Source organism: Frigidibacter sp. RF13, from assembly GCF_026626305.1.
Classification (GTDB): Bacteria; Pseudomonadota; Alphaproteobacteria; order Rhodobacterales; family Rhodobacteraceae; genus TMP-24.
In genome coordinates this window covers 1-23035 of the sequence record NZ_JAPNUE010000015.1, presented here as the reverse complement: position 1 = coordinate 23035, position 23035 = coordinate 1, and the positions used below count along the sequence as shown (strand labels likewise).

15 protein-coding genes and 1 pseudogene are annotated in these 23035 nt (G+C 58.4%); 5 read left to right on the top strand and 11 right to left on the bottom strand.

Translation table 11 applies throughout. From position 1 onward, the window contains the following. Positions 1-3: 3 nt before the first annotated feature. The 6 genes from cas1c to cas3 all read right to left on the bottom strand — a co-directional run bounded on the left by cas1c (position 4) and on the right by cas3 (position 7329). Positions 4-1038, bottom strand: coding sequence for a type I-C CRISPR-associated endonuclease Cas1c (gene cas1c / locus OU426_RS17305; protein WP_267635390.1), 1035 nt, complete (start codon positions 1036-1038; stop codon positions 4-6). Then, on the bottom strand, positions 1035-1691 hold the full coding sequence (gene cas4 / locus OU426_RS17300) for a CRISPR-associated protein Cas4 (protein ID WP_267635389.1): 657 nt from the start codon (positions 1689-1691) through the stop codon (positions 1035-1037). The genes cas1c and cas4 overlap by 4 nt, the downstream gene beginning before the upstream one ends. After that, positions 1691-2641 (bottom strand): type I-C CRISPR-associated protein Cas7/Csd2, encoded by a 951-nt coding sequence (gene cas7c, locus OU426_RS17295; RefSeq protein WP_267635388.1) that lies wholly within the window; start codon positions 2639-2641, stop codon positions 1691-1693. The genes cas4 and cas7c overlap by 1 nt, the downstream gene beginning before the upstream one ends. After that, the gene (gene cas8c, locus OU426_RS17290) at positions 2638-4383 is read right to left on the bottom strand and encodes a type I-C CRISPR-associated protein Cas8c/Csd1 (protein ID WP_267635387.1); all 1746 of its coding nucleotides are present in this window, start codon (positions 4381-4383) and stop codon (positions 2638-2640) included. Before cas8c ends, cas7c begins: the two co-directional genes overlap by 4 nt. Further along, positions 4380-5048, bottom strand: a complete 669-nt coding sequence (cas5c, locus tag OU426_RS17285) for a type I-C CRISPR-associated protein Cas5c (RefSeq protein WP_267635386.1) — start codon at positions 5046-5048, stop codon at positions 4380-4382. The genes cas8c and cas5c overlap by 4 nt, the downstream gene beginning before the upstream one ends. Positions 5049-5112: 64 nt before the next feature. Beyond that, positions 5113-7329: a CRISPR-associated helicase Cas3' gene (gene cas3, locus OU426_RS17280; RefSeq protein ID WP_267635385.1), complete on the bottom strand. Its 2217-nt coding sequence runs from the start codon at positions 7327-7329 to the stop codon at positions 5113-5115. Between the two features lie 1331 nt (positions 7330-8660). Here cas3 and OU426_RS17275 point away from each other — a divergent pair. From OU426_RS17275 to OU426_RS17265, 3 genes and pseudogenes are all read left to right on the top strand, one after another. After that, the gene (locus tag OU426_RS17275) at positions 8661-9920 is read left to right on the top strand and encodes a site-specific DNA-methyltransferase (RefSeq protein ID WP_267635384.1); all 1260 of its coding nucleotides are present in this window, start codon (positions 8661-8663) and stop codon (positions 9918-9920) included. 20 nt (positions 9921-9940) lie between these two features. After that, on the top strand, positions 9941-10924 hold the full coding sequence (locus OU426_RS17270; protein ID WP_267635383.1) for a DUF5681 domain-containing protein: 984 nt from the start codon (positions 9941-9943) through the stop codon (positions 10922-10924). 610 nt (positions 10925-11534) lie between these two features. After that, a pseudogene (locus OU426_RS17265) lies at positions 11535-11822 on the top strand (transposase); the annotation flags it as partial. A gap of 233 nt (positions 11823-12055) precedes the next feature. On the opposite strand, the gene OU426_RS17260 reads toward OU426_RS17265, so the two are convergent. After that, on the bottom strand, positions 12056-12820 hold the full coding sequence (locus tag OU426_RS17260) for a helix-turn-helix domain-containing protein (protein WP_267635382.1): 765 nt from the start codon (positions 12818-12820) through the stop codon (positions 12056-12058). 261 nt (positions 12821-13081) lie between these two features. On the opposite strand from OU426_RS17260, the gene OU426_RS17255 reads away from it, so the two are divergent. Continuing rightward, on the top strand, positions 13082-13945 hold the full coding sequence (locus OU426_RS17255) for an ArgP/LysG family DNA-binding transcriptional regulator (protein ID WP_267635381.1): 864 nt from the start codon (positions 13082-13084) through the stop codon (positions 13943-13945). Between the two features lie 740 nt (positions 13946-14685). Here OU426_RS17255 and OU426_RS17250 read toward each other — a convergent pair. Beyond that, entirely contained in the window at positions 14686-15021 is a 336-nt protein-coding gene (locus OU426_RS17250) for a hypothetical protein (protein WP_267635380.1), read from the bottom strand. Between the two features lie 667 nt (positions 15022-15688). Between OU426_RS17250 and OU426_RS17245 the strand changes: the two genes are divergently transcribed. Continuing rightward, the gene (locus tag OU426_RS17245; protein WP_267635379.1) at positions 15689-16423 is read left to right on the top strand and encodes a hypothetical protein; all 735 of its coding nucleotides are present in this window, start codon (positions 15689-15691) and stop codon (positions 16421-16423) included. A 61-nt stretch (positions 16424-16484) separates the two neighbouring features. On the opposite strand, the gene OU426_RS17240 is transcribed toward OU426_RS17245, so the two are convergent. The 3 genes from OU426_RS17240 to OU426_RS17230 form a co-directional block, all read right to left on the bottom strand. After that, positions 16485-17363: a LytTR family DNA-binding domain-containing protein gene (locus tag OU426_RS17240; protein ID WP_267635378.1), complete on the bottom strand. Its 879-nt coding sequence runs from the start codon at positions 17361-17363 to the stop codon at positions 16485-16487. 110 nt (positions 17364-17473) lie between these two features. Next, on the bottom strand, positions 17474-18481 hold the full coding sequence (locus OU426_RS17235) for a LytTR family DNA-binding domain-containing protein (RefSeq protein WP_267635377.1): 1008 nt from the start codon (positions 18479-18481) through the stop codon (positions 17474-17476). Positions 18482-19393: 912 nt separating this feature from the next. Next, positions 19394-23035, bottom strand: a 3642-nt coding sequence (locus OU426_RS17230; protein ID WP_420712616.1) for a beta strand repeat-containing protein, incomplete at its 5' end; no start/stop codon positions are given.

The window sequence follows — 23035 nt, the reverse complement described above, 5'->3', positions numbered from 1 at the left end:
CGGTCAGGTCCAGAACCAAGGAGGATAGGCTTCGAGATCGCCCCGCAGGTGCCGCGCGAGAAGCTGGGCCTGAAGCCATGGCACGAGGCCAAAGGGCGCCTTTTCGTTCAGGAAAGGGTGGACACGCTCCTCCTTCTTGCGATCCTGCCATGCGGTCAGGACGGTCTTGCGAGCGTCGTCGGTAAGAAACACCGCTCCGCTGTCTTGTTTGACGAAGTCTCCTTCGCGCAATTGCCGGCGGTTTATGAGGGACAGGGCGAGACGGTCAACCAGCGGCGCGCGCAGTTCTTCCATCAGATCAAGTGCGAGACTTGGACGCCCCGGCCGGTCGCGGTGGAGGAAGCCGACGGCAGAGTCGAGGCCTGCCGCTTCGCAGGCGCTCCGACAGTCGTGGGTCAGCAACGTGTAGAGAAATGACAGCAATGCATTGACCGGGTCAAGCGGAGGCCGACGCGAGCGCCCAGCCCATTGGAGCGCCGCATCGGGTGAGCGGATCAGGTGGTTGAAGACCGAGAAATAAAGGTTTGCAGCCTCTCCTTCGGCCCCACGAAGCTGATCGAGCACAGGTTCGACATGTTCGACGCGCCGCAGAATTTGCGCCATGCGCATCGCGGCCTGTTCGACGGCGCCGCGGACATCGGGATGATACTCTCCTGCGTAGTCCCTCAGGGCGCGCATCAGAACGGAGCGCTGATTGGCAATCTTGCCAATCACAAGCGAGCGGACGATTTCATCAGGTGCATCGCTGGCCTTGTACTGGGCACGGCGCAGCAGGACGTTACCGCTTACGGGACCCTCGATCCTGGCCTGAAAGCGCCCGATCCGGTCCAGCAACACAAGCGTAATACCTGCCCCGGCGCAGGCACCGATCAGGGCCGGCGAGATGAATATGGGTCCGAAGAGCACGACCGAGGCCAACATGTGCATCGGAACCCGCGCCTTGATCTCGCCCTCGATTTCGGCCACCAGGGTTTCGCCGTCCTTGCGAAGCGCTGCCCCTTCCGTGGTCACATAGACGGTGTTCAGCAGCTTTTTCATGAACCGTCGCTACCCTTTGCCAGCAACGACGCAACCATCCTGCCACGCCAGGCAAGAACTGGGCGGGCAACCGTTTCGGGGCGACAGAGTTCGCTCAGGGAACAGGCGCGGCAACGGCCTTTGTGCGGCGTTGGCGGTGGTGTGATGCGGCTGGCGAATGCGGCGGCGAGGGCGGCAATCGTTGCTTCGGTCAGTTCGCGCAGTCCGGCATCGAATGGAACCTTCACCCGGCGGCGAGTCTCGGCGTAGAAAAGCGCACCTTCCATCACCGGCGTGCCGGTCATTTCTTCGAGGCAAAGACCCTGCGCGCAAAGCTGGACTTCGTCGGCGCGGTGCAACTTGGGCTTGCCGCGCTTGTACTCGACGGGCAAAGCCCACTCATGCGCGTCAGGACCCAGGTGGAATTCCACGACATCCGCAGTTCCTGTCAGATTGAGGCGGCGCGAGCCCAAGGCCATAGCTGCGACCCGACGAACGCCGCGCGAATGGCGCTGGCCACCCTTGTCGGTCACCGCATGCAGGACATCGCCCTCGGCCGTGAAGCGGTTGTCGGACCAAAGCCGTTCCAGATGGATCAGCGCGGCCTGTCTCAGACAGTAAACCGCGTGTTGAAGGGCCGACAACGGGATCGGCGCTTCAACAGGATCGTCCATCAGAGCAATTCCAGGACTTCTACGCCAGTGGGCAGGTCGCTGCGGTCGATAGCAACGACATAGTCCTCGAATTTGCGCGCGGGCGGCAGATTGTCGAGACGCCGGTCGATGGAATGGAACTCGCCGTCGATATTGCGCCCGATCTTGACCCGTTCGAACAGCTTGTGCGCAGGCGCGTTGCCCAAAGCGTTTTCGTGCCGAAAAACGATGAGCTTGCGGCTGGCCATTTCGCCCCGCGCGGCAGAGCGGTCGTGTTCGAACATATTCGTCAGCGCTTCAGTCAAAAGGTCGAGATCGGCGTTCGAGAAACCGGTCCGCTCGGCGAACTTGGCCGAAATGAAGCCATGTGCGACGTAGAGCCCATAAGGCACGATGTGCTTGCGGCCCATCGTGCGGTTCTCCTTGCGCTCGTCGCTGTCGTCACCATCGGCCTTTTGCTTCTTCTCGGCCTCGTTGGTGGCCGCCATTCGGGTGATCGAGATTTCGGCGGGCATGATCGGCTCGACCGAGCTGGCGAAGGTGATCTGCACCGGTCCCTTGACCTGCCCGCAATTCACACCAGTTGACATCACGGCACCAAAAGTCCGCACATCGAAGAAATTGGCGCACATGAAATCGCGCAATTGGTTGGCCTCGGCGTCATCCTTGGGGTTCAGCTTCGCGTCCTTGTCTACTTTGGCATCGCCAGGGCGCAGCGCGCGGTAGGCCTTGCGGTGCTGATCGTTCAGGATCGCGCCCTCCTGGACGTAGATGTGATGTCCGTCTTGCCCGTTTCGCGCGAGATCGACATAGTTGCGGATCTTCCGCTTGAGGCTGACATCCGAGACGAGGCCGTGGCCGGTTTCAGGATCCATGCGCGGCAGGTTTCCCGCATCGGGATCACCGTTCGGGTTGCCGTTGGTCACTTCGAAGACAAGGACGAAATCATGGCGTTGGGAAAGGGCGGTCATTGGGAAATCTCCATAGTTTCGACTTGCTCGTCGCGCTTGCGAAAGAAGTCGCTGCGCTGATGGTAATAGCCGATCCCGAAGAGCGACTGTTCGGCTGCCGAGAGTGAGGATGGAATCGGATCGCAGCTTGGGTCCATCAACTCGGTGATCGAGGTCAGGACCTTTTCCAGGTTCACGGCGCGCCCCGGACTCTGTTTTCGGAGCTTGGCGAAATGGTTGGCTGAACCCCGGTCCAGCAGATGAAAGACCTTCTGGGGTGTCGCCGAGGCGGCACCATAGAATTTGTCCTTGATCGTGGCGTTGACATTGTCACCGAGCGCGGCGCGCTGGATTTCTTCATAGATCGCGAAAAGACGGCCAAGGACGTAGCCCTTGTTTCGCGCCGTGGGGTCAAGGGCCACTGGAACCTCCATCTTGAGAGTTCGGATGAGAACGGATTTGAGGATGCCTGCCCGCAATGCGTTGACATCGCCATCGGCGCGCAGGCGCATCAGCGTGGTGGAGAGCAGCGTCAGCGGATAGGGCGTGCCGGACAGGATCGCGCGCATCCAGTCGCCCGCCAGTTTGGGCGGCACGTTTTCGCGTTTTCCCAAGACAGCTAGTTCGGTCAGATAGCGCCAGAGCGGGGGAAAGCCGTCGCGGGGTGGCGGTTCAATCCGCATGTCGGAGAGATGGCGCTGATAGTTCGCCGTCAGCTCGCCAAAGCTGCTTTCCCACATGAACCGCACCGACAGGCGCGCGGCATTGGGAGCAAGGCCAAGGACATGAAAGCGCACACCCTCGGCTAGGTCCGGCGTCACCTCGGCCAGTGGTTTTCCCGCGCGGATCTGCGCGAGTTTGATGCCGATTTCCTTGGTGGCATCAGCGTCCTCGCCCTGGGGGTCGGGATTGACATATTGGGCAAACAGCCCTTCGGACTCTGCGGCCCATTTCGCATCACTGGTATCCGCCCAGAAGACGGTGGAGGCGTCGCCGATCTGGATGCGATGGCCACTGTCCTTTTCCAGGAAGCGGTTCAGCGCCGTCGTGTAGGCGAATGCCGCCGCTTCCGACACGGGCGCGTTGTCGCCCTGCTCATGACCATAAGAGGTAAATGCGTCTAGGTTGAAGGACACCAGCGCCGCGCCCGACGACTGGGCACCCCAGACACCCTTGATCGACGGGTGCAACCTCGCAACCGGGGCCATCTCGCCGTTTACAAGACAAATTTGGCCGTCGGTCGTCGCCGACGCGGAGAGCCTGCGCCAGAGATCGCGCGCGGCCGGACGGTCGTGCATCCAGAGCCCGGACCGACGATCCGCCTCGAAGGCAAAGACTGCATTCTGGTCACGGAGGTCCTCGGTCCATCCCGGCAGGGTCTGATCTGGAGTCCAGCCCTTCAGAAAGCGCAGGACTGCCAGAAGGCCCGCATCATCCGTTCCCGCAAGCCAGTCGGCGTGAAGGTCCTTAAATGCCTGATGTTCCTGGGCCGTCCGTTTGCCTTCTCCCGCTGTCAAACCCAGGACGTAGGCCGTTTTGTCCCAGAGGAAGTTTGGAGCAATCCCCACGGTGCGTTTTACCGCCTGCGGCACCGTCATCATGCGGGGCAGCCGCTTTCTGTCGTCGCCGCGCAGGTCTATCACCGTTGCAGATCCGTCTTCGCTCAGCGAAATCGCAAAGCCGATCTTCTCGGTTGAAAACCCATAGGGAGGCTTGTCTGGCAGGCGGTCGTAGGCGCGCGCCAGCGAGGCAAGGATGCTCATCTCCGGATCTCCGCAGAATCCGGTCCGGGTACGTCCATCACACCGTTCTCCAGCCGCGCCCGGAAGAACAGCGAGGGGCGGGAAGCCGCGGAATGGTCGATATCCCACAACATGAAACCCAGGTCCCGCGTTTCTGGAATGGCCTTGGGCAAGGCTTCATTCGGAGCCAGCAGCCTGAATTCGGCGGCGAACTCGCGGGTGCCGAGGCAAGGCTGGTGAAAGCATTGCCCGCGTGCCGCGCGCCGGTTGAAGATATCCAGGTGCTTGCCTTCGGTATCGTCAGCCCCTGCCTTGGGGGTCAGTTCGAAATGCGCTTCGATCACGTAAGCGGGGTTCACCAGCACGGTCGAGGACCGCTGCTGGCGATCCTCATCGACCAGAAGTTGCAGCCCTTCCAGATCGCCCCGGTTCATAGCCCGCTTGATGTTGCCCGCCGGAGCCTTGTGCCCGACCTCGTTGCGGCGGATCGACTGAAACCGGATCGGGTGGAGCACATGAACCCGGTCGATCACCCAACGGATTGCCGGTTTCCAGTGGATCGCCTCCAGGATGCCGCGCGCCGCAGAGGGAGTGATGACGTCGTAGCTGACGCGCTCGACCTTCATCTCTGGTCGAGTAAACAGCCCGAACGGCCCTTCGACAACCAGGCGAATACCGTAAGCCATCAGACCTCCCCCAAAGTGTCTTACCACCTTACGGCGAGTCGCCCTTCCGACAAGAGGGATTTATTCAGATGAACGAGGCTTCGGCCGAAAGGTAATCCGCATCTTCCCACCAAAGCCCGGTTTCGGCGTGATAGAGGTCGTTGTTCAGCAGAACTGCAAACTGGTCGCCGCGCAATTGCGGGTTGCTGAATTCGACATGGCCGTTCCGAAGAAGGCTCGCGCGCGCCGATGCCGGCACTTGCACGATATAGCTCTGCAAATCCCGGGCCAGTCGCCCCGAGGAAATCTGCTTAACATCAAGCTGGTCGCACACTGCCCTGGCCTTGTCGTCCCGCGCGATGATGACCGGGACCATCGGGCTTTCGATCATCCGGAAGTCTTCGGCGATGCTGCGGAAGGCAAAATCGCTTCCCGTGCGCGTCACCTTCAGCCTGCCGAGGATATCCTTCCTGTCCAGTCCCTTGTCGAGCCGCCAATAGACTTCAGAAAAGTAGTCCTGAATCGCATCCAGCGACAGCAAATTGTCGTGCTTGTCCCATATCCGTTTCATGTCGCCGATCAAACCAGCGATTTCAGCCGGCGTTGCATAGGCCGGATCGGAAAAGATCGTGACGATACCGTCTGCAGGATCATGCCTGCCTTCGCGGTTGCAGCGGCCCGCGGCCTGGACAACCTGGTCGAGCCCCGCCTCGGCCCGCCAGACCCTCGGGAAATCGACATCGACGCCCGCTTCGATCAGGCTGGTCGCGACCACGCGGCAAGGCAGACCGGCTTTCAGACGGGCCCGCACATCATCCAATATCCTGCGCCGATGCGCCGCATATTGCCGCGTGGTCAGATGAATCAGCGCTTCGATCCCTGCCGCTTTCGCGGCCTTCCACAGGTCAAGCGCGTGGCCGCGACTGTTCACGATGACCAAAGCCTGCGGATGGGCGCGTAACGCCGCGACCAGATCATCCAGCCCCATCTCCCCGCCCCGGACAATCTGCGCACGCTGCAACTTGCGCGCCAGGGCGTGCGGGTCCGGGGCAAGTTCTCGCCCTTCCAGGGGTAGCCCCCCCTTAAGGTTGCGGGCGTCAAGAGCGGGCTGCGTTGCCGTGCAAAGCACGATCGTGCAACCATAGTGGCGGGCCAGCGTGTCAAGCATCCTTGTACAGGGCATCAGCAGCGGACGCGGAATGGTCTGGGCTTCGTCCAGGATGATGATGCTTCCGGCAATATTGTGCAGCTTGCGTGCGCGTCCCGTCCGGGCGGCGAACAGGCTCTCGAAGAGTTGGACATTGGTCGTGACGATGACAGGCGCCGCCCAGTCCTCCATCGCCAGCCGAACTTTGTCTCGGCCTTCGCGGATTTTCTCTTCTTCGATGGCCGAGTGGTGCTCGAGCACGTTGTCATCCCCGAGTATTCCCCGGAAAATAGCAGCGGTCTGGTCAATGATCGACGTGAAGGGGATTGCGTAGATGATCCGCGTGGCCCCGTGAATGGCCGCATGATCTAACGCGAACCCCAGCGAGGCCAAGGTCTTGCCGCCTCCGGTTGGTACGGTCAGAGTGAACAGGCCTTTGGGCAGGGTGGCCTTGTCGCGCACATGGTTCAGAATGTCGCGACGCAGAGCGTTCAGCGGCGTATCGGCGGGAAAGCCGTTGATAGTGACGTCGAATGCCGCGCGGAACTGCCCGAGCCTGTCGGTCAGACTGGGCCAGGTCCGGTCCGGACTGCGCCCTTCAAGCGCGGAATAAAAGTTCTCGGTATCCTTGAAGTCCGCGTCGACAAGGCATGAGAACAACATGCGAATGGCAACCGATAGGTCGAATGGCGTGCTTTCCTTTGTTACCAGCTTGCCGAATTCAGCTTGGATGCCAGAGAAATCCGCCTTGATTTCCGCCTGCCAGACCGGGTCGAGATGATCCTGAAAAGCTCCTAGCCGCGCCTCCAAGCAGGCATCAGTTTCGTTTTTCTTGTCCGGCAGGCCCGCATGGTGGCCAAGGATGGTGTAGCCGATGATCTCGGCCAGATCGCGATCCCCGCCTTGCGCTAGTCTTGCAAGAACAGCGGCACCGGCCGTCGAATGATCGACCCGGACATTTTCGCCACTTAGTATGGCATCGAAAGCGGGATCGTACTTGCCAAGGTCATGAAACAGCGCAGCAAGCCGGGCAGCTTGCGGAAGCCCACAGGCCTTGCCATATTGCTCAGCCTTTTCCGCTGTTCCGATCAAGTGGTCAACCAGGCTCTGCCAGTCACCACGATCCTCTGAAGCACTTGAATGAGCATAGTACATACCCAAACTCGCTCGCCGTTCGCCTTGATTGGCAGTTTTTCGCATCGCGCCCGTAATCACCACGTTTATCCACCGGGTGTATCAAATGCGCCCGCGTCTTTCTGCCACTGATCAAGAGCAAACCGTATCTCCAGAGCTGTCAATGGCGGCGAGGCTTGCTGCGACAGGGAGCAACGACTAGTCTGACGGGATACTATTGGCATAGATTATCTCCCAACCGGCAGCCATGGGCCACTCCCAATCGGCTGGATAGACGCGACTATCCACCTCACTGCCAGCCGCCTGCGCTTTCGTTGTTCGAATCCAGACTGGCATGGATTGGGGGCTGGTCTTCGTTGATTTTTTGCGGAGCAACTATTATCGATGCGGAACGAATGCAATGTCCAGCGATGGTCCTGGAAGCTCCGCGCACGGACGGCTGGATCGCCCTGGCCGTCCACTTCATTTCCGGAAACCTACGTAGATATCAGCTTTGCGATGACCGATTGTCGTTAGCTGGATCGCTGACCAGTTCGCCGCATTCTTCCCGTAGCGCAGCCACTTGTAGCGTTGCAATCTTGAGGCGAATGGTTTACGAGTATCGCACGATGGCTTGTGGTCGCGCGGCAAGGTAGGTGATGGGCCCTGTGACGGCGCGCGATTGGACAACCGGATCACCCCGGCTGTCCGCCATCGACCTCTCCTCGTCGCGATCAAGGGTAAAGTCATACATCCTTCTTGGCACATTGTGCTGCATTGTGGCGAGTATAGTCGCACTAGCCGCAAGACGATGTCGAGGTGCCGGTGCAACACGTCGCTTGATCCACGGACCATCGTTGACCTGCCCCCGAGGGAGCGCCATGACGGACCTGTCGGCGCGGTAAGGCGGAGTTTTCCCTGATAGCTTCGCCGATACAGCGGCTCGAGCGCCCAGGTTGCCAACGCGAGTCCAGACCAGTGGCGGGTTCCTTTGCTTGCTGGTCGACTGGTTGCTCGGCCGAGTGCAATGGCAAGTTGCTCAAAAAGCACAATCGACTCGGAAACTGACGATACCCTGACCTCCAACCGTGCCCGTTTGGCCCTCAAAACAGAGCGGCGACTGTCAGGACCCCGTCAGGATTGCCATTCCGGGTGTCGGGATCCGGAATTCCTGACACCTTGGCCCCCGAAAGCGCCTGACTGGCGCGCATTTTTGTTTAAACATCTGTAAATACACAATTAAATCCTGACACCTTGGAGCACTCCACACCGCAGTTGACAGAGAGCCAGCAGCGAACACATGAAGAACGGAGTGGTCCCGTTGGAGCACTCGTTGCATCAGGAGTGTCTTTGCCATGCCGACCGAGATCGCCGTGAGTGAGCTCAAGCCCTGGGCGCGAAACGCCCGCAAGCATTCGCGCAAGCAGCTCAAGCAGATTGCGGCAAGCATCGAAGCCTTCGGCTTCCTGAACCCGGTGCTGATCGATGCCGGCAAGGTGATCCTGGCCGGTCATGGCCGGGTGGAGGCGGCGCGACTTCTCGGGCGAACGACAGTGCCCTGCCTCTTCGCCGAGCATCTGACCGAGGCGCAGAAGCGGGCCTATGCCCTGGCCGACAACAAGATCGCGCTCAATGCCAGTTGGGACGAGGAGCTGCTCGCCGCCGAATTGCGGGCGCTCGCCAGCGCCGAGCTTGATGTTTCCGTCGACCTGACCGGCTTCTCGATTGCCGAGATCGATGCGCTGATCGATCTCGGCGCGCCGGAAGAGGACCGCAATCCGCGCGACGATCGCCTGCCGGCCATGGTGTCGGCCCGGGTCCGACCCGGAGATCTCTGGGCACTCGGGCCCCACCGGCTGATTTGCGGCGACAGCTGCGATAGAGCGGTGGTCGCGCGTCTGATGGCGGGGGCTGCCGCGCGCATGGTCTTTACCGACCCGCCCTACAATGTGCCGATCGACGGCCATGTCGGTGGCCTGGGCCGACACCGCCACCGGGAGTTTGCCATGGCTTCGGGCGAGATGAGTGCGGAGGCGTTCACCGGATTCCTGCGCCAGGTCTTTGGCCATCTCGCGGCCCATTCCGTTGAGGGGGCGATCCACTACATCTGCATGGACTGGCGCCATATGGGCGAAATCCAGGCCGCGGCCATCGGCATCTACAGCGAGATGAAGAACCTGATCGTCTGGGTGAAGGATGCCGGTGGCATGGGCAGCTTCTACCGCTCACGTCACGAACTAATCTTCGTTTTCAAGAAGGGAACCGAACCGCATCTGAACAGCTTCGAGCTCGGTCAACATGGACGATACCGGACCAATGTCTGGGAATATCGTGGCGCCAATCTCGCCGAGCTGGCGCTCCATCCGACGGTCAAACCCGTGGCGATGATCGCCGATGCAATCCGGGATGTTTCGGGTCGTGGCGAGATCGTGCTCGATCTCTTCGGAGGGTCCGGCTCGACCCTGATCGCCGCCGAGAAGACTGGCCGTCGCGGCTACCTCTGCGAGATCGATCCGGCTTACTGCGATCTGATAGTGGCCAGATGGGAGGACTATGCGAAGGACGAGGCGGTGCTGCTCGAGCGTGCGGAGCGAATGGCCTCTGAGGCAAGCGACTGGGGAGCTGCTCGATGACTGACCGTGAGAGGCCGGAGGTGCCCGAAACAGACGACGCGCTTGATCAGGAGGTGACCGCTCGTGGCCAGCCGACCGGCCCGGGCGGCGGTGAGGTCGGCTATGGCCGACCCCCGGAGTCGGGTCAGTTCGTCAGGGGGCGTTCGGGCAATCCCAAGGGGCGGCCCAGGGGAACGGGCAAGGGGCGGGCCGCGACAACCCCTCCGAAATCGCTCGACGAGATCGTGCTCGCCACGGCTAGGCAGCAGGTACCTCTGACCGGCCGGGACGGGAAGACTGTGGCGACCTCGATGACCGAGGCGATGGTCAAGACCCTTGCCGTCAAGGCCGTGAAGGGGAGCCATCCGGCCATCAGAACCTTCACGCAACGGCTCGCGGTCGCCGAAGGTAGCGGCCCCGACCGGCAGATGGCGCTTAGCCCCCCGATCAAGGTCGGACTAGATCTCAAGTTAGGGGCATTTGTGTTCGAAACAGCGTTCGGCACGCCGCCCCCAGACCCTTTGCCGCGCGCCGACGAAGTGGAAATTGATCTCGTCTCGGGCATGGTGACGTTTCGCCGGCCGATGGGACGACAGGATCAGGCCCTCTGGGACGGATGCTGGATGGCGCGACACGCATCCCAGCAGGAACTGGACCTTCTCGCCCGACATTTCGCCGATCCGGCCTTCTTCGGGTTGCGGTTCGAACTGGAAGAGCGGAGGTCCGTCATCGAGAAGGTGGTTCAGCAGATCGATCATCTGCTAGGTGCCAAGTGGCATCTCACGCCCGCCGAGCTCGCCGCTCCCCCTCGGCATATCCGGCCGGGCATGACGTGGGATCATCTGCGCGATGACCTTTCTCCGTCGCACCGAGACTTCTTCGAGCGCATGCAGGTGATCCTTCTCGGCCAGCAGCTTCTGCGCCGGTCGTATGAAGTGGTTTGCGAACACCCTGCCGCCCCAGAGGCGCCGAGGCCGGAGACCTTGAGGGCGCGCTTCCTCGCATACGCGGATCGGCTGCAATAGGACGCACGGCTTGGTTCTCTGGTTCTCCTCGGCAGGATTGTTCAGGCTCTGGGTTCATTGACCAAAGATTGACAGTCGATGATCCACTTCCACCGCAGATATCCTTATTGACAGCATGCGTTGAGGTTGATCTCTTCTACTCAACTTTACGCTTTGCGATATCTGCTTTGTGAGGGACGGGATGTGGCTGGGTGGGCCGCACAAATCCACCAGCTGCAGGGACTGGACACCTAGGTCCTACGGACAACGCCCCAAGCAAGGCTGGGCCCAACTCAAGCAGCATAGCGCTGGCTTCTGCCTTGCCGAAAGTGACTGAACTGATTGCCGTTGGACCAGTCGGCGCCTTTTGAAGACTCCAAGCTGGGACCGCCACCCGGAGATGAAAAGTAAATCTCCCATCGAGTCTGGTTGCCACATTACCCCCCAATTCTCCGGTGGCAGACCTGCGCTCGACCCTTATCCACCGACGCTCTACGAGCGCTATCTTTATAATGTGTACACAAATGGTTTCCCGCATCGAATGGTTAGTGCTTGGGGGGTGCCAACTTGCGTGATTTTGAACTGTGCCGGGTTTGCCGGAGGCCTCAACTCCCGAGCAGGATGGAGCAGCATGTGCAAGACGACAAACACGTTCTCGCCTAAGGTGCGCGAAGGAGCGGCGCGGCTCGTCGTCAACATCAAGGCGCAGCTTGGGTCGCGCGGCTAGCCAATCGTCTAGATCGCGGCAAAGATCAGCTGTTCTGCCCTTACTCTGAGCGAGTGGGTGAGAAAGGCCGAGTTGGAAAGCGGCAAGCGAACGGGAATCTCTGCCAAGGCGGCCGACCACATGAAGGCGCTGGAGCGTGAGAACTGCGAGCTTCGCCAAGCAAACGAGATCCTGCGCAAGGCCAATGCGCATGTTGAGATCGCGTAGCTTCGAGGTGGTCGAATATGCAACCCCCGGATGGGTCGACTGGTCATTTGACCGACGCCTGCTTGATTCCACTGGGAAATCAAGCTCGCGAAAGCCGCAGCCAGCTTCCACTCAACTCTGTAAACTCAACCCTGGCCGTGTAACTAACGAAAATCAGTCTCCGGAAGACACGGCACGGTTCACTACGCCTCTTCGAGCGAAGCCATCACTTGAGGGCTTCAGTTCAAGAGCGCCGAGATGCTGTCAATTGCGTGTGACAGTGCGCGGAACCGTTCTTTCGAAGGCTTCCAAAGCTCTACCGCAAATGCGGCACCGGGATGACTGCCGACCGGAAACGCCAACATGTTCAAGTCTGGTTCTGCCACGTAGTTCTTGCCGCGCGCAATGCTGAGACCAAGTTTGCCTTGCAGACGGCCGCTTGTAATCTCTGCCTTCTCATCTGGGTCGGCCCATGAAGCATAAGCACTGTGATGTCGTGCGCGTTTTTCTGGTGTCAAACTCAATTGCGCTGCAAGCGCAATCGGTTCATGGCTCAGTGACAAGTCTTTCCCGATGGGAGCGTCCCTCCGCGAGGAGTCCACAATTTGAAAAGAACCGAGTCCGACGAAGACGCCCAGATCAACGTAGACATAGTCCAGCATCAGAAGCTCTTCGAATACAGCTTGAAGCGCTTCTTCATCCCGACGCGCGCATTTGTATGTCGAGAATTCCGATACGAGCGAACCGACTAGCTCGTAACGTTCGTCGCCCGGGCGTTTACGAGCGACACCCATTGATCTCAGCGTATCGAGCGCCCGCCAAACAGTGGACCTATGCAATCCGGTCGCAAAGGACAGTTCGACTATCGAAGTTGCTCCAACTCGCCCAAGAGTGCGCATCACATGGAAGACCCTGGCTGCGGGAGTATTGACCGCTTCGAAGCTGTGGCCGCTTTCGTCGATTACTAGATCCTTCATTGAGTGATCCTGCATGGTTATGGTCATCAAAAATTCCCAACGGCATCTCTTTGGGGTAGAATCGCCCCTTGCCGTCCATCCGTCAAAGCTGAAACAATGGCACCCTTGTTAGCGATTGACCCTGCCTCAACGAAACAACTCCTTGGAAGTCTGGTTCTTGTGTGTACTATTGACCCTAAACTTCGCGCGCGATGACGCGATCTACATTTGTATGCATGCGAGCTGAAGTTCTCGGTAGCGAGTTTTCTTTTGCATCCCCAAGAGTTTCTTGGCGACCCGAGGTGCAACATGGATCTGCGTGATTTGCGGACTCTGCTAGTTGTCAGCGAAACCGCGTCATTTGAGGCCGCCGCTAAACGACTAAATGTGACGAGCAGTGCGGTCGCCCAGCGGATCAGTCGACTTGAACGCGACGCTGGGCAGACCTTGGTTGTCCGAAGCCGTGGCTGCGAACTGACCGAGACCGGACGTTCGATCGCCAGGCTCGCACGCAACATTTCGGTCCTATATGACGAAGCCATCGCGGACATGGGTCTTAGTGCCGACAGGCAGCCCATTACAGTTGCGCTCAACTTCGCGAGCCTTGCGACGTGGTTCATACCTGTCATCACGGAGTTCTCTCACCACGCTCGCACCGAAATTCGTTGCCTTTGCACAGACGAACGCCACGCGCTCGACTTCGTTCGATCCGGCTCGGCGCAAGCCGCGATCTCGCCAGAGGCGAAGGCGCTTCCGAGCTGCTTGGCGATGGAGCTTGGAAAGTTTGTCTATGTCGCTGTCTGCATGCCAGGACTTGCGCAACAGGCACGCAGTGGACAGCTGCCGTCGATTCGATTCTCACCTGTCGATACGACAACAGACCTGTTTGTGCATCGACTCTGCCATGCGCCCGAAGCGGTTCCATGGCACTGCATCCCGAGCGTGAAGGATATGCTGGCTCCTGCGTTGACTGGTGTCGGATGGGTAGTGCTGCCGTTACAGATGGTCGCTGAACATCTTCGGGCAGGCGAACTCGTCGAAGTGGATCCGCAATTCCGGTTCGAGATGCCCTTGTTTTTCCACACTTACTTCCACAAAACAAAGCAGCTTGAACTGCTTCGACAATCCGTAAAGAGTGTGTACGCCAAAGAAGCGGCGAAAGCGGCGGTCTGACTACAAAGGCATCGGGCAGCCGCAAGTTGGTGCAGCAGAATGCGCCCAATTTTCTTGACAATCCATCACCGGTTGCATTGAATGATTGCCGGAATATCCGGCCAGTCTGCTTATTCTCTCTGAACGCATTTTTCTCCGTCGGCTGCAGGCCTTTCTTCTCGATTGGTTGACCGTCGCGGTCTTGAACCTTTTTGCAAACGCAAGGGTAGAAGCGAATGAACTCAAGGCGGAGCGCCCACGAAGAAGCCGCGAACCTTGCTAGCCCTCCGGACCCGTCAGAGGAGCATATCAGGTTGACACGCGAACTTCTTGAGCGTGACCCAGGACTAATGCCGTCCGACGCAGCCAGAATCGCCAAGCTCGCGGAGATCATCGTTCGGGTCTCACGGCGCTGAATCCAACAGGCTGTACGACACCGGGCTCACGGCACTGGTCAGTGCGGTCAGATAGGTCTGCTGCCTTACGCTTCTTACAGTGATTTGCGTGGCCATACACGCTGCAACTCCTCAATTGGTGATGGCCCAAAGCAGCGCAACCCAAGTCAGCAGAGACAGCACAAAGATCGGCAAGATCCACCATCCTGCAATCGCTACTGCATCTCCTGTGTAATCGGGCTCTCGGGATTCCGGGCTACCGACTTCCAATTCGGTGGCGGCCTGCCACGCTTTAGCTATGGTCAGGGCATCTGGTCGGCCGCTTGTTGTAATTCGCAATAGCGACTTCATCTTAGTCCGGATCCACTATGCGGCCGCCGAGCTTTTGGGTTCCACCTTAGCTGGCAGGGAAAGCGTTGCGTTACCGACCGGCTCTTCGGAGGGAAACACGCGATCCAGCAACTGACCAATCGATTCAATGCGATCAGTCTCGGGCACGTAGGCGAACATCTTGAAGCCTTTCTCCTGCATGGAGGCGACATTGATGTAAGTCAGAACGGCCTCCTGCAGCACTCGCTTAGCACGCCGGAGTTTTGCCTCACCCCATGCCTTCGTATTGCTCTCAGCGCATTCGGTAATCAGCATGAATGATGACAGTATCTCATCCTGAGTAGGGATAGTATGATGAACTTTCTGACGCATAAGATTTCCTTTCGAAAGAAGTCATAAGGTTTCGGAAAGACCGAGCGCCAAAAAATGGTCATTATCAACCTATTACGAGGCCTAGAGCAGTATTTCAATTTCGGCGCGTAGTCTTTATAAACGATGCGCCCCCGACTTTCGTCGCTACACCCTGGGAACCGCAAACGACAACAGCCGACGCGGCGGTCTGTTCTCTGCCCGACGTGAAATGATTGGTTGTGCATTTCACCTAGCGCCAGCGGCGAACGCGCGGGCCGCCCGAAAGAGCGCCAACAAGCTACCCATTTGCCAGGAGATTGCCCGAGACGACCCGCGCGAGAATCCTCCAGTGGCCTGACTCTAAATGAAAAAACTCAATTCCGCCAATACCCGTAGGTTGATCCTTCGTCGTCGACACTCTTTGCTCGGGCGGCAATCAGTCTGCGATCCCGAAGTCGGTGGCTCGGAAGCTGCTCGCGGGTAGCCGCCCTCACCGATCTGACTGGCAGGCGCCCTACCGCGACACGCTGATCTGCACAAAGTGTCGAGCAAATCTTTCAAACAAAGCGCACAGATTCTTTGCGGGGGGGAAACTATAATTTTGAATTGCTGCTTGACTAGATACTTGTTTCTGATCAAATGAATGAGGGTTTTTCGTTTTATACTTTAACTTGATTAAGGACGTGATATGACACTCAAGTCTATGGCGATTGAGTTTTCCGGCGAGATCCGAGCCGCTGACCTTCAGGCGGCGCTTTCTGCAATGGTTTCCCTGCGGCGCTCTAGGTTTCAAAGACTGCTCTCTGGAAGCGGTTTAGAGGCGTTCTATTTACGGCGGGCGCTTGTATACCTTTCTTCAGTCGGACTCGTGAGAGTCAAACCCGACTTGGCCACATTCGAAGTGAATTTCGACGTCAGCGACGCTGTATTGTCGATCGTCTCTGACTCCGATGACCAGAACGAACTCTCGGCGGTCTTTAACCTTCTCGCCAGGCTGGAGTGCGCGCATGTTGATGTTGGAGCATTTATTCGCCCCGGCCATTTCACGGTCCTTCGTTCGAATCGGGAGATCCTGCTCACCGGCGAAGCACTGTCTATCTCTGATTCTCCGCTTGCGCTGGCCGGGCAGTTGCTTCTTAGTTCTCATGAAGTCGCCAGACACCATAGCGCATATCCCGCGTCTGGAGACACGGCAGAAGACCGGTGGGCAGGACATAGTCATGCCCTGGGGAAACTGAACATGCACCGGTCAAATCGGCTGATCTGGTCTGACGACGGAACCTACTGCGCGTTTCCTTCGCATAGGTATCCGGGCGCTGCCATCGGAATCGAGCTTTGGTCCGGGGCAGACGCGGTTTCCAGGGCTATGGCTCGCGCAGTTCATTTCTTGACCAATGCTGGAGATATTCAGGACGAGCGCTGATAACAATCGTCGCGCCGTCGCAGGACACTCATTGGTTGCATTTGATCTAATGCATGGCTGACTAGGTCTCGTCCCGCTGCACGAGCGCGGTGACTTCCTTCAATCGCATCCTCGAGACAGGCACCAATTTGCCTACTGATATCTCCAGATAGCGATTGCCAAGTGCGTCTCGATGTAGCGCGACTATGTGCTTTTTTGCAACCCAGTGGGATCTATGTACAAGCATTCCACGTAAACTACCCAACCGGGCACTCACTTCCGAGAATCTTGCGCGAACCCTTGAGGCCCCAGCCTCAGTGACAATCTCGACAAACTTGTCGTCTGCGTTGACCCAGATGATCTCGTCTAACACGAATTCTTGGCCCTGAACAACGATGGCTTGCCGTTGCGTCAGGCTGATCGGACCCTCAGACACGTCACTCACCGAAATCTCGCCATCTAGCTTTGGCCCGAGGACGTGATCCATGATGAACGTTGCAATGAGTGAGCTGAAGACAGTAGAAAGTACCAGGTTCATCGCCATCATTTCCAAGAAATCTGCGGCTTCGACAGTCACGCCAAGTGCGACGCTCTGCGTGACTACGATCCAGAATGTCAGCATTGAAGAGGCGACTGCCGCCACAAAAACTTCGTAGACTCGTGTCGCCCCCATCATTTGCGCTGTTCGGATGGCGAGATCTGCAAGAAGAAGGTAAGTAAAGTATGCGATGATGACTCCGGTCCCGTCTATGAGCACGCCGTAATAAGCAGGGATGTCTCGAAACTGCGAGTAGGGCTGAACAATGCTCATGATCAGAAAGAATACGAAGACACTCAACGCGGTCCTGCGGTTTAGAGCGATACGCCACAGGTTACGTCTTGAAAGCTCCCGCTTCCAACCATTTGTCCATACTATCAAAACACCCGTATCCATAATTCTCCGCTCGGATGTATCTGACATTCAAAGATGCTTATCTCAACACCTTGAGCCTATCTCCGACTCATCCGGAACTAGATACCCGCGGATAGACCCAGGCATGTCAGGAGGTTGGCGATATTGAGGCGAAGTCTTCAGACTAGTGCCTCTTTCGACTTTCCAGTCGTTTCACTTCCTTGATCCGGTATACCATTTTTTACGGAGAGACCCAATTCACTTACCAACGAAAGAAACGCAGACGCCCGACTTCTAGCGACCGGAATTTTTTTGCCGTCGTTTAGGATCACCCGTAGGTTGCGATCCGGCATGCGATACACAACTGCAATTGCACTTGTCGCGATCCAGTAGGACCGGTGAACCAGTTGTCCTGCCGCTTCGGGCAGCATTGCAGCGACATCCGAAATTCGGGCTCGTACAAAATGGTTCCGGCTTTGTGTCGATATACGGCAGTAGTCATCTTCCGCCTCGATTAGTCTCAATTCGGCAATCGCGATTGCCTCGCCCGCTATCACAACTGTACCCTGCACTCTGTTTCGCGCGGGCATTTCGATATGCGTTCCTGCAACCTGTGCTGATGCATCGACAGATTGGATTAGGTCAATCTTTTCAACAGCAGCCCGTCGAACATAGTCTTGAGTGCGCTTCTTGACGTTGTCGCGAACGCGCTTCCTAAAGAAAAACACGTAGAGAAGCACAGCAAGCTCGATCGCCACGTAACAGACAAGAAGGCCGGCGGCATTGCTGAAGAAGGACTGCCTCACACCGAGCGCAGACTTGTAAAAGTAGCAGAAGGCGTTTCCCATCAAGACAACGGCTGTCATCAAGATCGGCGTTGTATATACTGTGTCGTAACCCAGCGCACTCACCACCTTTACACAAGCGTAGATGATACCTGCGCAGGCGAAGCACATCGCTATTCCAAAGATCATGCCAGCTGTAATGAAAAGCACTTTAGGGCCAGGCGGCCCCATCATCGAGAGGATGATTATAGACGAAAGTGTTGCAACGAAATATAGGGCAACTGTGATCGGATCACGGATTGCTGGCCAGAAAGCCGATACTCTGGTATTCACCCAGACGCCTGTTACCCAGACCAGACGTACTTTTCTCTCCGCACTCGCGTCGATAAATTCTTCTGTCATCTTAGTTCCGTTTAGGTAATTGGCTAATGCCTTCAGTCGCTCCACTCCAGGCGACTGAAAAACGCTAACTTGCGACTCGATTGCTCGCGCCTGACCTCTTAACTTCTCGGCCCCTATTAATCGCGGCCGGTCAGACTCATTCTCCTCTCTCCAATTGCGCCGACATCTACCGTTTCTTCACTTCGGCTGCCGCAGCATGTCACAGGCGGTGTGCGCGGATACCCTGGGCCATGTAGTCCACTGTTCTTCCTCGATGCGCCAGCGCCTCATCTCGAATTTCGAAATGAGGCGCTTCTTACAGACGGGCGCAGACAGTACTTTTCAGTTGAAAAAGAGAGCCACAAATGCTCCGGGGGAGGGGAGCGCCGGGGTCTGCATTCTCCGTTGCAGGCCCCGGCAGCCGCTCTGTTGCGGCGCGCGCTGCGCCGGTGCCCTCATACAGTTTCTGTCGATGGAATTTCCAAGGACCGTCTCAGGTTTGCGTCCGAGCATTACACCGATCGGTGTCCGTCTGTTGTCGGACACTCGTCTTCGACAGAGGGATCCGGCGCCGTGAGGCGCCGTAACTCTTCGCCCGAAGCCGCGATACACTTTTCTTCGCCGTGGTTGTTCGCGGCCGGGAGTATGAGTAGACCGTTCCCGTTCAGCGGATTGCGTACGCTTCGAAACATCACACTGAGCGACTTTCCTGTTGATTGGCTGGTCATTGCTCATCCTTCGATTTGGCGAAGCCGGGGCGCTGGTAGCCGGGGGTCAGGTGGGGCTGAGGCTCCCCTGCTTTCCAGCGCCCCTCTTCCGTGCAGGAAGCGAACCGTCGACAAGACGGTCCTACAGCGGTTGAGGAGTGGTGGCAGGTCCGAACCGCTGTCAGATGAGCCCGGGGCGTCTGGTTAGGGGCGCCCCGGGCAATTCTTACACGAACTGAACGACCACGGTGGTCTGCACCCAGATTTCCTCGCCGTGGCTGCCGACATAGCGGTTGTAGTCGGCAGTCGCGGGGTTGCTGTCGTGATCCACAGTTCCCGAGGCGGTGATCCCGCTTCCCAGTTGCAGCGTATCATTCGCCTGGCCGGTGACGGTCAGGTGATAGCTGCTGCCGGCGCTGTTACCCAGCGCCTGCAGTGCTGCATCCGAGACTTCGAGCGTGCCGACCCCCGCAGCCGTTCCATTGAAGGCAAAGGTGCCGATGCCGGCAAGTTCGGTCGCATCGGCAACCGAAAGGATGACCTCGCGCGTACTTCCGTTCATCAGGAAGTTCTCGTAAGTGCCGTCATTGTTGGTGTCATTCGCCTGCGCGCCCCAACCGTTCGCCGTATCGAAAAGGCGATACTGATAGGTATCGAAGGTCCCGTTATCGTCCGTATCGGTATGGACCGACTTGAGGTTGCCGTTCACCCAATACTGGCGGCTGTTGACGATCCCGTCATTGTCGCTGTCTGTGTCGAGCTCGTCCAGCGTGCCGTCCGAATTATACGTCCGTGTCGTCACGGAATCGACCGTGCCATCGTCGTTCGAATCGGTCTCGGTCCGGATCAGCTGGCCGCTGCTGTTGTAGAAGTTGCGGCTGTTGACGATCCCGTCATTGTCCGAGTCGGTGTCCTGCTGGATACGGACGTTCAGGTCATTGTAGGTGTTGGTCACAACCTGATCGATCGTCCCGTCGTTATTCGAGTCGGTCGAGGAAGTCACGATGTTATCGCGCTGATCGTACGTCCGATGCACGATCGAATCCACCGTGCCATCGCCGTTGCTGTCAGTGCCGACACTGATGATCTGGTCGAAGGCGTTGTAGGTGAAGTAGGTCGCGTTGTCGGTCGTGCCATCTGCGTTGGTATCGTTCAGCGTCGCGGACCAACGGCCAAAGCTGTCGAACTGACGCGTTTCGATCACGTCGATGACCCCGTCGTTGTTATTGTCCTTCGAGATCGTATTGACCTGGAGCCGGTCGGTGTAGGTGTAATAGTCGATACGGTCCAATACACCGTCGAAGTTTGTATCCCAGTCCAACTGAAGGGTAGTGTTGAAGTCGTTGTAGTGGCGCTGGGTTCCCTGGTCGACGGTGCCATCGTTGTCGATGTCGGCCTGCACCGTATTTTCGTAGTAACTCTGGTTGATCTTGATCAAGGTAACATCGCGGATCCGATCGATCGTACCGTCTCCGTCCAGATCGTAGGACTCGACATACTGAATCAGGCTCGGCCAGCTCGTCGCCGTTGAATTGTCGACCGTGCCGTCGTTGTTGATGTCTTGAGTCTCAAGAGTGACGCGGCCCTGTTCGTCACGAACAAACGCGTCCGTACGGTCGATTGTTCCATCGACATCATAGTCATACTGGTACTGCACGGCACGACCATCCGTGAAGGTCGAGTAGTCGAGCGTGATGTAGCGGATGTCGTCGACGGTCCCGTCGTTGTCGAGATCGTTGCGTTCTTCGATCACGTCCCCGAACGAGTTGAGAACATAGTCGGTTTTCCGGTCGACTGTTCCGTTGCCGTCTCGGTCTATGCTCTCCGACGTCTTGTTGCCCAGCGAGTCGTACGTGTAGCTGAATACCCGATCGACGGTGCCATCGGCATTGTAGTCATAGGCACGCGACGTTTCATTGTTCAGCCCATCGTAAGTAAAGTCGACAATCAGATCGACCGTACCGTCGCCGTTCCGGTCATATTCGACATGGGTCGAATTGCCCGCTGCATCGCGGGTGTGGACTTCGATCCAGTCTTCCGTGCCATCGCCGTCATCGTCAAAGGCGATCCGCGTTGCCCGGCCTTCCACGTCGAACTCGCGCGAAACGCCACGGTCCTGAACGCCGTCACCGTCATTGTCGATCGATTCGAAGATGATATTGCCCTGGGCATCGAGCGTGTAGGTCGCAACGTTGTCCGGATCGCCGTCATTGTCGGTGTCGATCGAGACGCTCGTCACCCGGCCCTGCGCGTCGTAGGTGTAGGTCGTGCTGGTATCAACCGTGCCATCGTTGTCCAGGTCAGTCTGCGAACCGGTCGTGTTACCATTCGCATCGACCGTGTAGGTCACCGTCTGGTCAACAACGCCGTCATTGTCGCCGTCGATCGCGGCACCGATGACGTTGCCGTTCGCATCCAGCGTATAGGTGGTGGAATTGTCAGCAACTCCGTCGCCGTCCACGTCGGTCGCAACGCCAGTCGTGTTGCCGTTCGCGTCGATCGTGAAGGTCTGGGTCGTGTCGACGGTGCCGTCGCCATCGAGGTCGGTCGCAATCCCGGTGACAGTCCCGTTGGCGTCGCGCGTATAGGTCACGGTGCGATCTGCAACACCGTCGCCGTCGAGATCGGTGGACTCGGTCGCAACATTGCCCAGCGGATCGACGGTGATGGTCGACGTCGTGTCCGTATTTCCGTCGCCGTCAACGTCGACCGCCGTAGACGTCACATTGCCGTTGGCGTCGAGCGTGTAGGTTTCGACCCGGTCCACCGTGCCGTCGCCGTCAAGATCGAACGAGGTTTCGGTGATGTTGCCGTTCGCGTCGAGCACATAGGCTTCTGTGCGGTCGGTCGTTCCGTCTGCATCCTCGTCGAAGGCGACCCCGATGATCCGGCCGCTGGCGTCGAGCGTATAGGTCTCGATCCGGTCCGCGGTACCGTCACCGTCGTTGTCAAACGCAATGGCCGTGATGTTGCCATTGGCGTCGAGCGTGTAGGTCTCGATCCGGTCAGGCGTCCCGTCGGCATTCTCGTCAAAGGCGGTTGCAATGACGTTGCCGTTGGCATCAAGCGTATAGGTCTCGATCCGGTCGGGCGTGCCATCGCCATCGTTGTCGAACGCGGTCGCCGTGACATTGCCATTGGCGTCGAGCGTATAGGTCTCGATCCGGTCAGGCGTGCCGTCGCCATCGTTGTCAAACGACGCACCCGTCACATTGCCGCTGGAGTCACGCGTATAGGTGATGATCTGATCGGGCGTCCCGTCACCGTTGGTGTCGATGGACTCGCTGATCACATTGCCGCTTCCATCAACGGTCGTGGTGACCGATTGGTCGGGCGTCCCGTCGCCGTTGTTGTCCACCGCCGTGGAAGTCACGTTTCCATTGGCGTCGAGCGTGTAAGTCTCGATCCGATCGACAGTGCCATCGCCATTATTGTCAAACGACGTTGAAGTCACGTTGCCATTGGCGTCGAGCGTGTACGTCTCGATCCGGTCCACAGTGCCATCACCGTCGTCGTCAAACGAAGTTCCGATCACATTCCCATTAGCGTCAAGCGTATAGGTCTCGATCGCGTCGGTGGTTCCGTCGCCGTCATTGTCAAACGCTGTTCCGATCACGTTGCCGTTGGCGTCAAGCGTGTAGGTCTCGATCCTGTCTACGGTGCCATCACCGTCCGCGTCGAACGCGGTCGAGGTCACGTTGCCGTTCGCGTCCAGCGTCGAGGTCTCGATCGCCGTCACGTTGCCGCTGCTGTCCAGCGTGTAGGTCTCAAGCGTTTCAGGAACGCCGTCGCCGTCCGCGTCGAACGCGGTCGAGGTCACGTTGCCGTTCGCGTCCAGCGTCGAGGTCTCGATCGCCGTCACGTTGCC

What these genes read in the sequence shown, in the direction of transcription:
- OU426_RS17245 (WP_267635379.1), top strand. Translation starts at nt 15,689, where the DNA reads ATGACACTCAAGTCTATGGCGATTGAGTTTTCCGGCGAGATCCGAGCC.
- OU426_RS17250 (WP_267635380.1), bottom strand. Translation starts at nt 15,021, where the DNA reads ATGCGTCAGAAAGTTCATCATACTATCCCTACTCAGGATGAGATACTG.
- cas5c (WP_267635386.1), bottom strand. Translation starts at nt 5,048, where the DNA reads ATGGCTTACGGTATTCGCCTGGTTGTCGAAGGGCCGTTCGGGCTGTTT.
- OU426_RS17235 (WP_267635377.1), bottom strand. Translation starts at nt 18,481, where the DNA reads ATGACAGAAGAATTTATCGACGCGAGTGCGGAGAGAAAAGTACGTCTG.
- cas1c (WP_267635390.1), bottom strand. Translation starts at nt 1,038, where the DNA reads ATGAAAAAGCTGCTGAACACCGTCTATGTGACCACGGAAGGGGCAGCG.
- cas8c (WP_267635387.1), bottom strand. Translation starts at nt 4,383, where the DNA reads ATGAGCATCCTTGCCTCGCTGGCGCGCGCCTACGACCGCCTGCCAGAC.
- OU426_RS17260 (WP_267635382.1), bottom strand. Translation starts at nt 12,820, where the DNA reads ATGACCATAACCATGCAGGATCACTCAATGAAGGATCTAGTAATCGAC.
- OU426_RS17255 (WP_267635381.1), top strand. Translation starts at nt 13,082, where the DNA reads ATGGATCTGCGTGATTTGCGGACTCTGCTAGTTGTCAGCGAAACCGCG.
- cas3 (WP_267635385.1), bottom strand. Translation starts at nt 7,329, where the DNA reads ATGTACTATGCTCATTCAAGTGCTTCAGAGGATCGTGGTGACTGGCAG.
- cas4 (WP_267635389.1), bottom strand. Translation starts at nt 1,691, where the DNA reads ATGGACGATCCTGTTGAAGCGCCGATCCCGTTGTCGGCCCTTCAACAC.
- cas7c (WP_267635388.1), bottom strand. Translation starts at nt 2,641, where the DNA reads ATGACCGCCCTTTCCCAACGCCATGATTTCGTCCTTGTCTTCGAAGTG.
- OU426_RS17240 (WP_267635378.1), bottom strand. Translation starts at nt 17,363, where the DNA reads ATGTCAGATACATCCGAGCGGAGAATTATGGATACGGGTGTTTTGATA.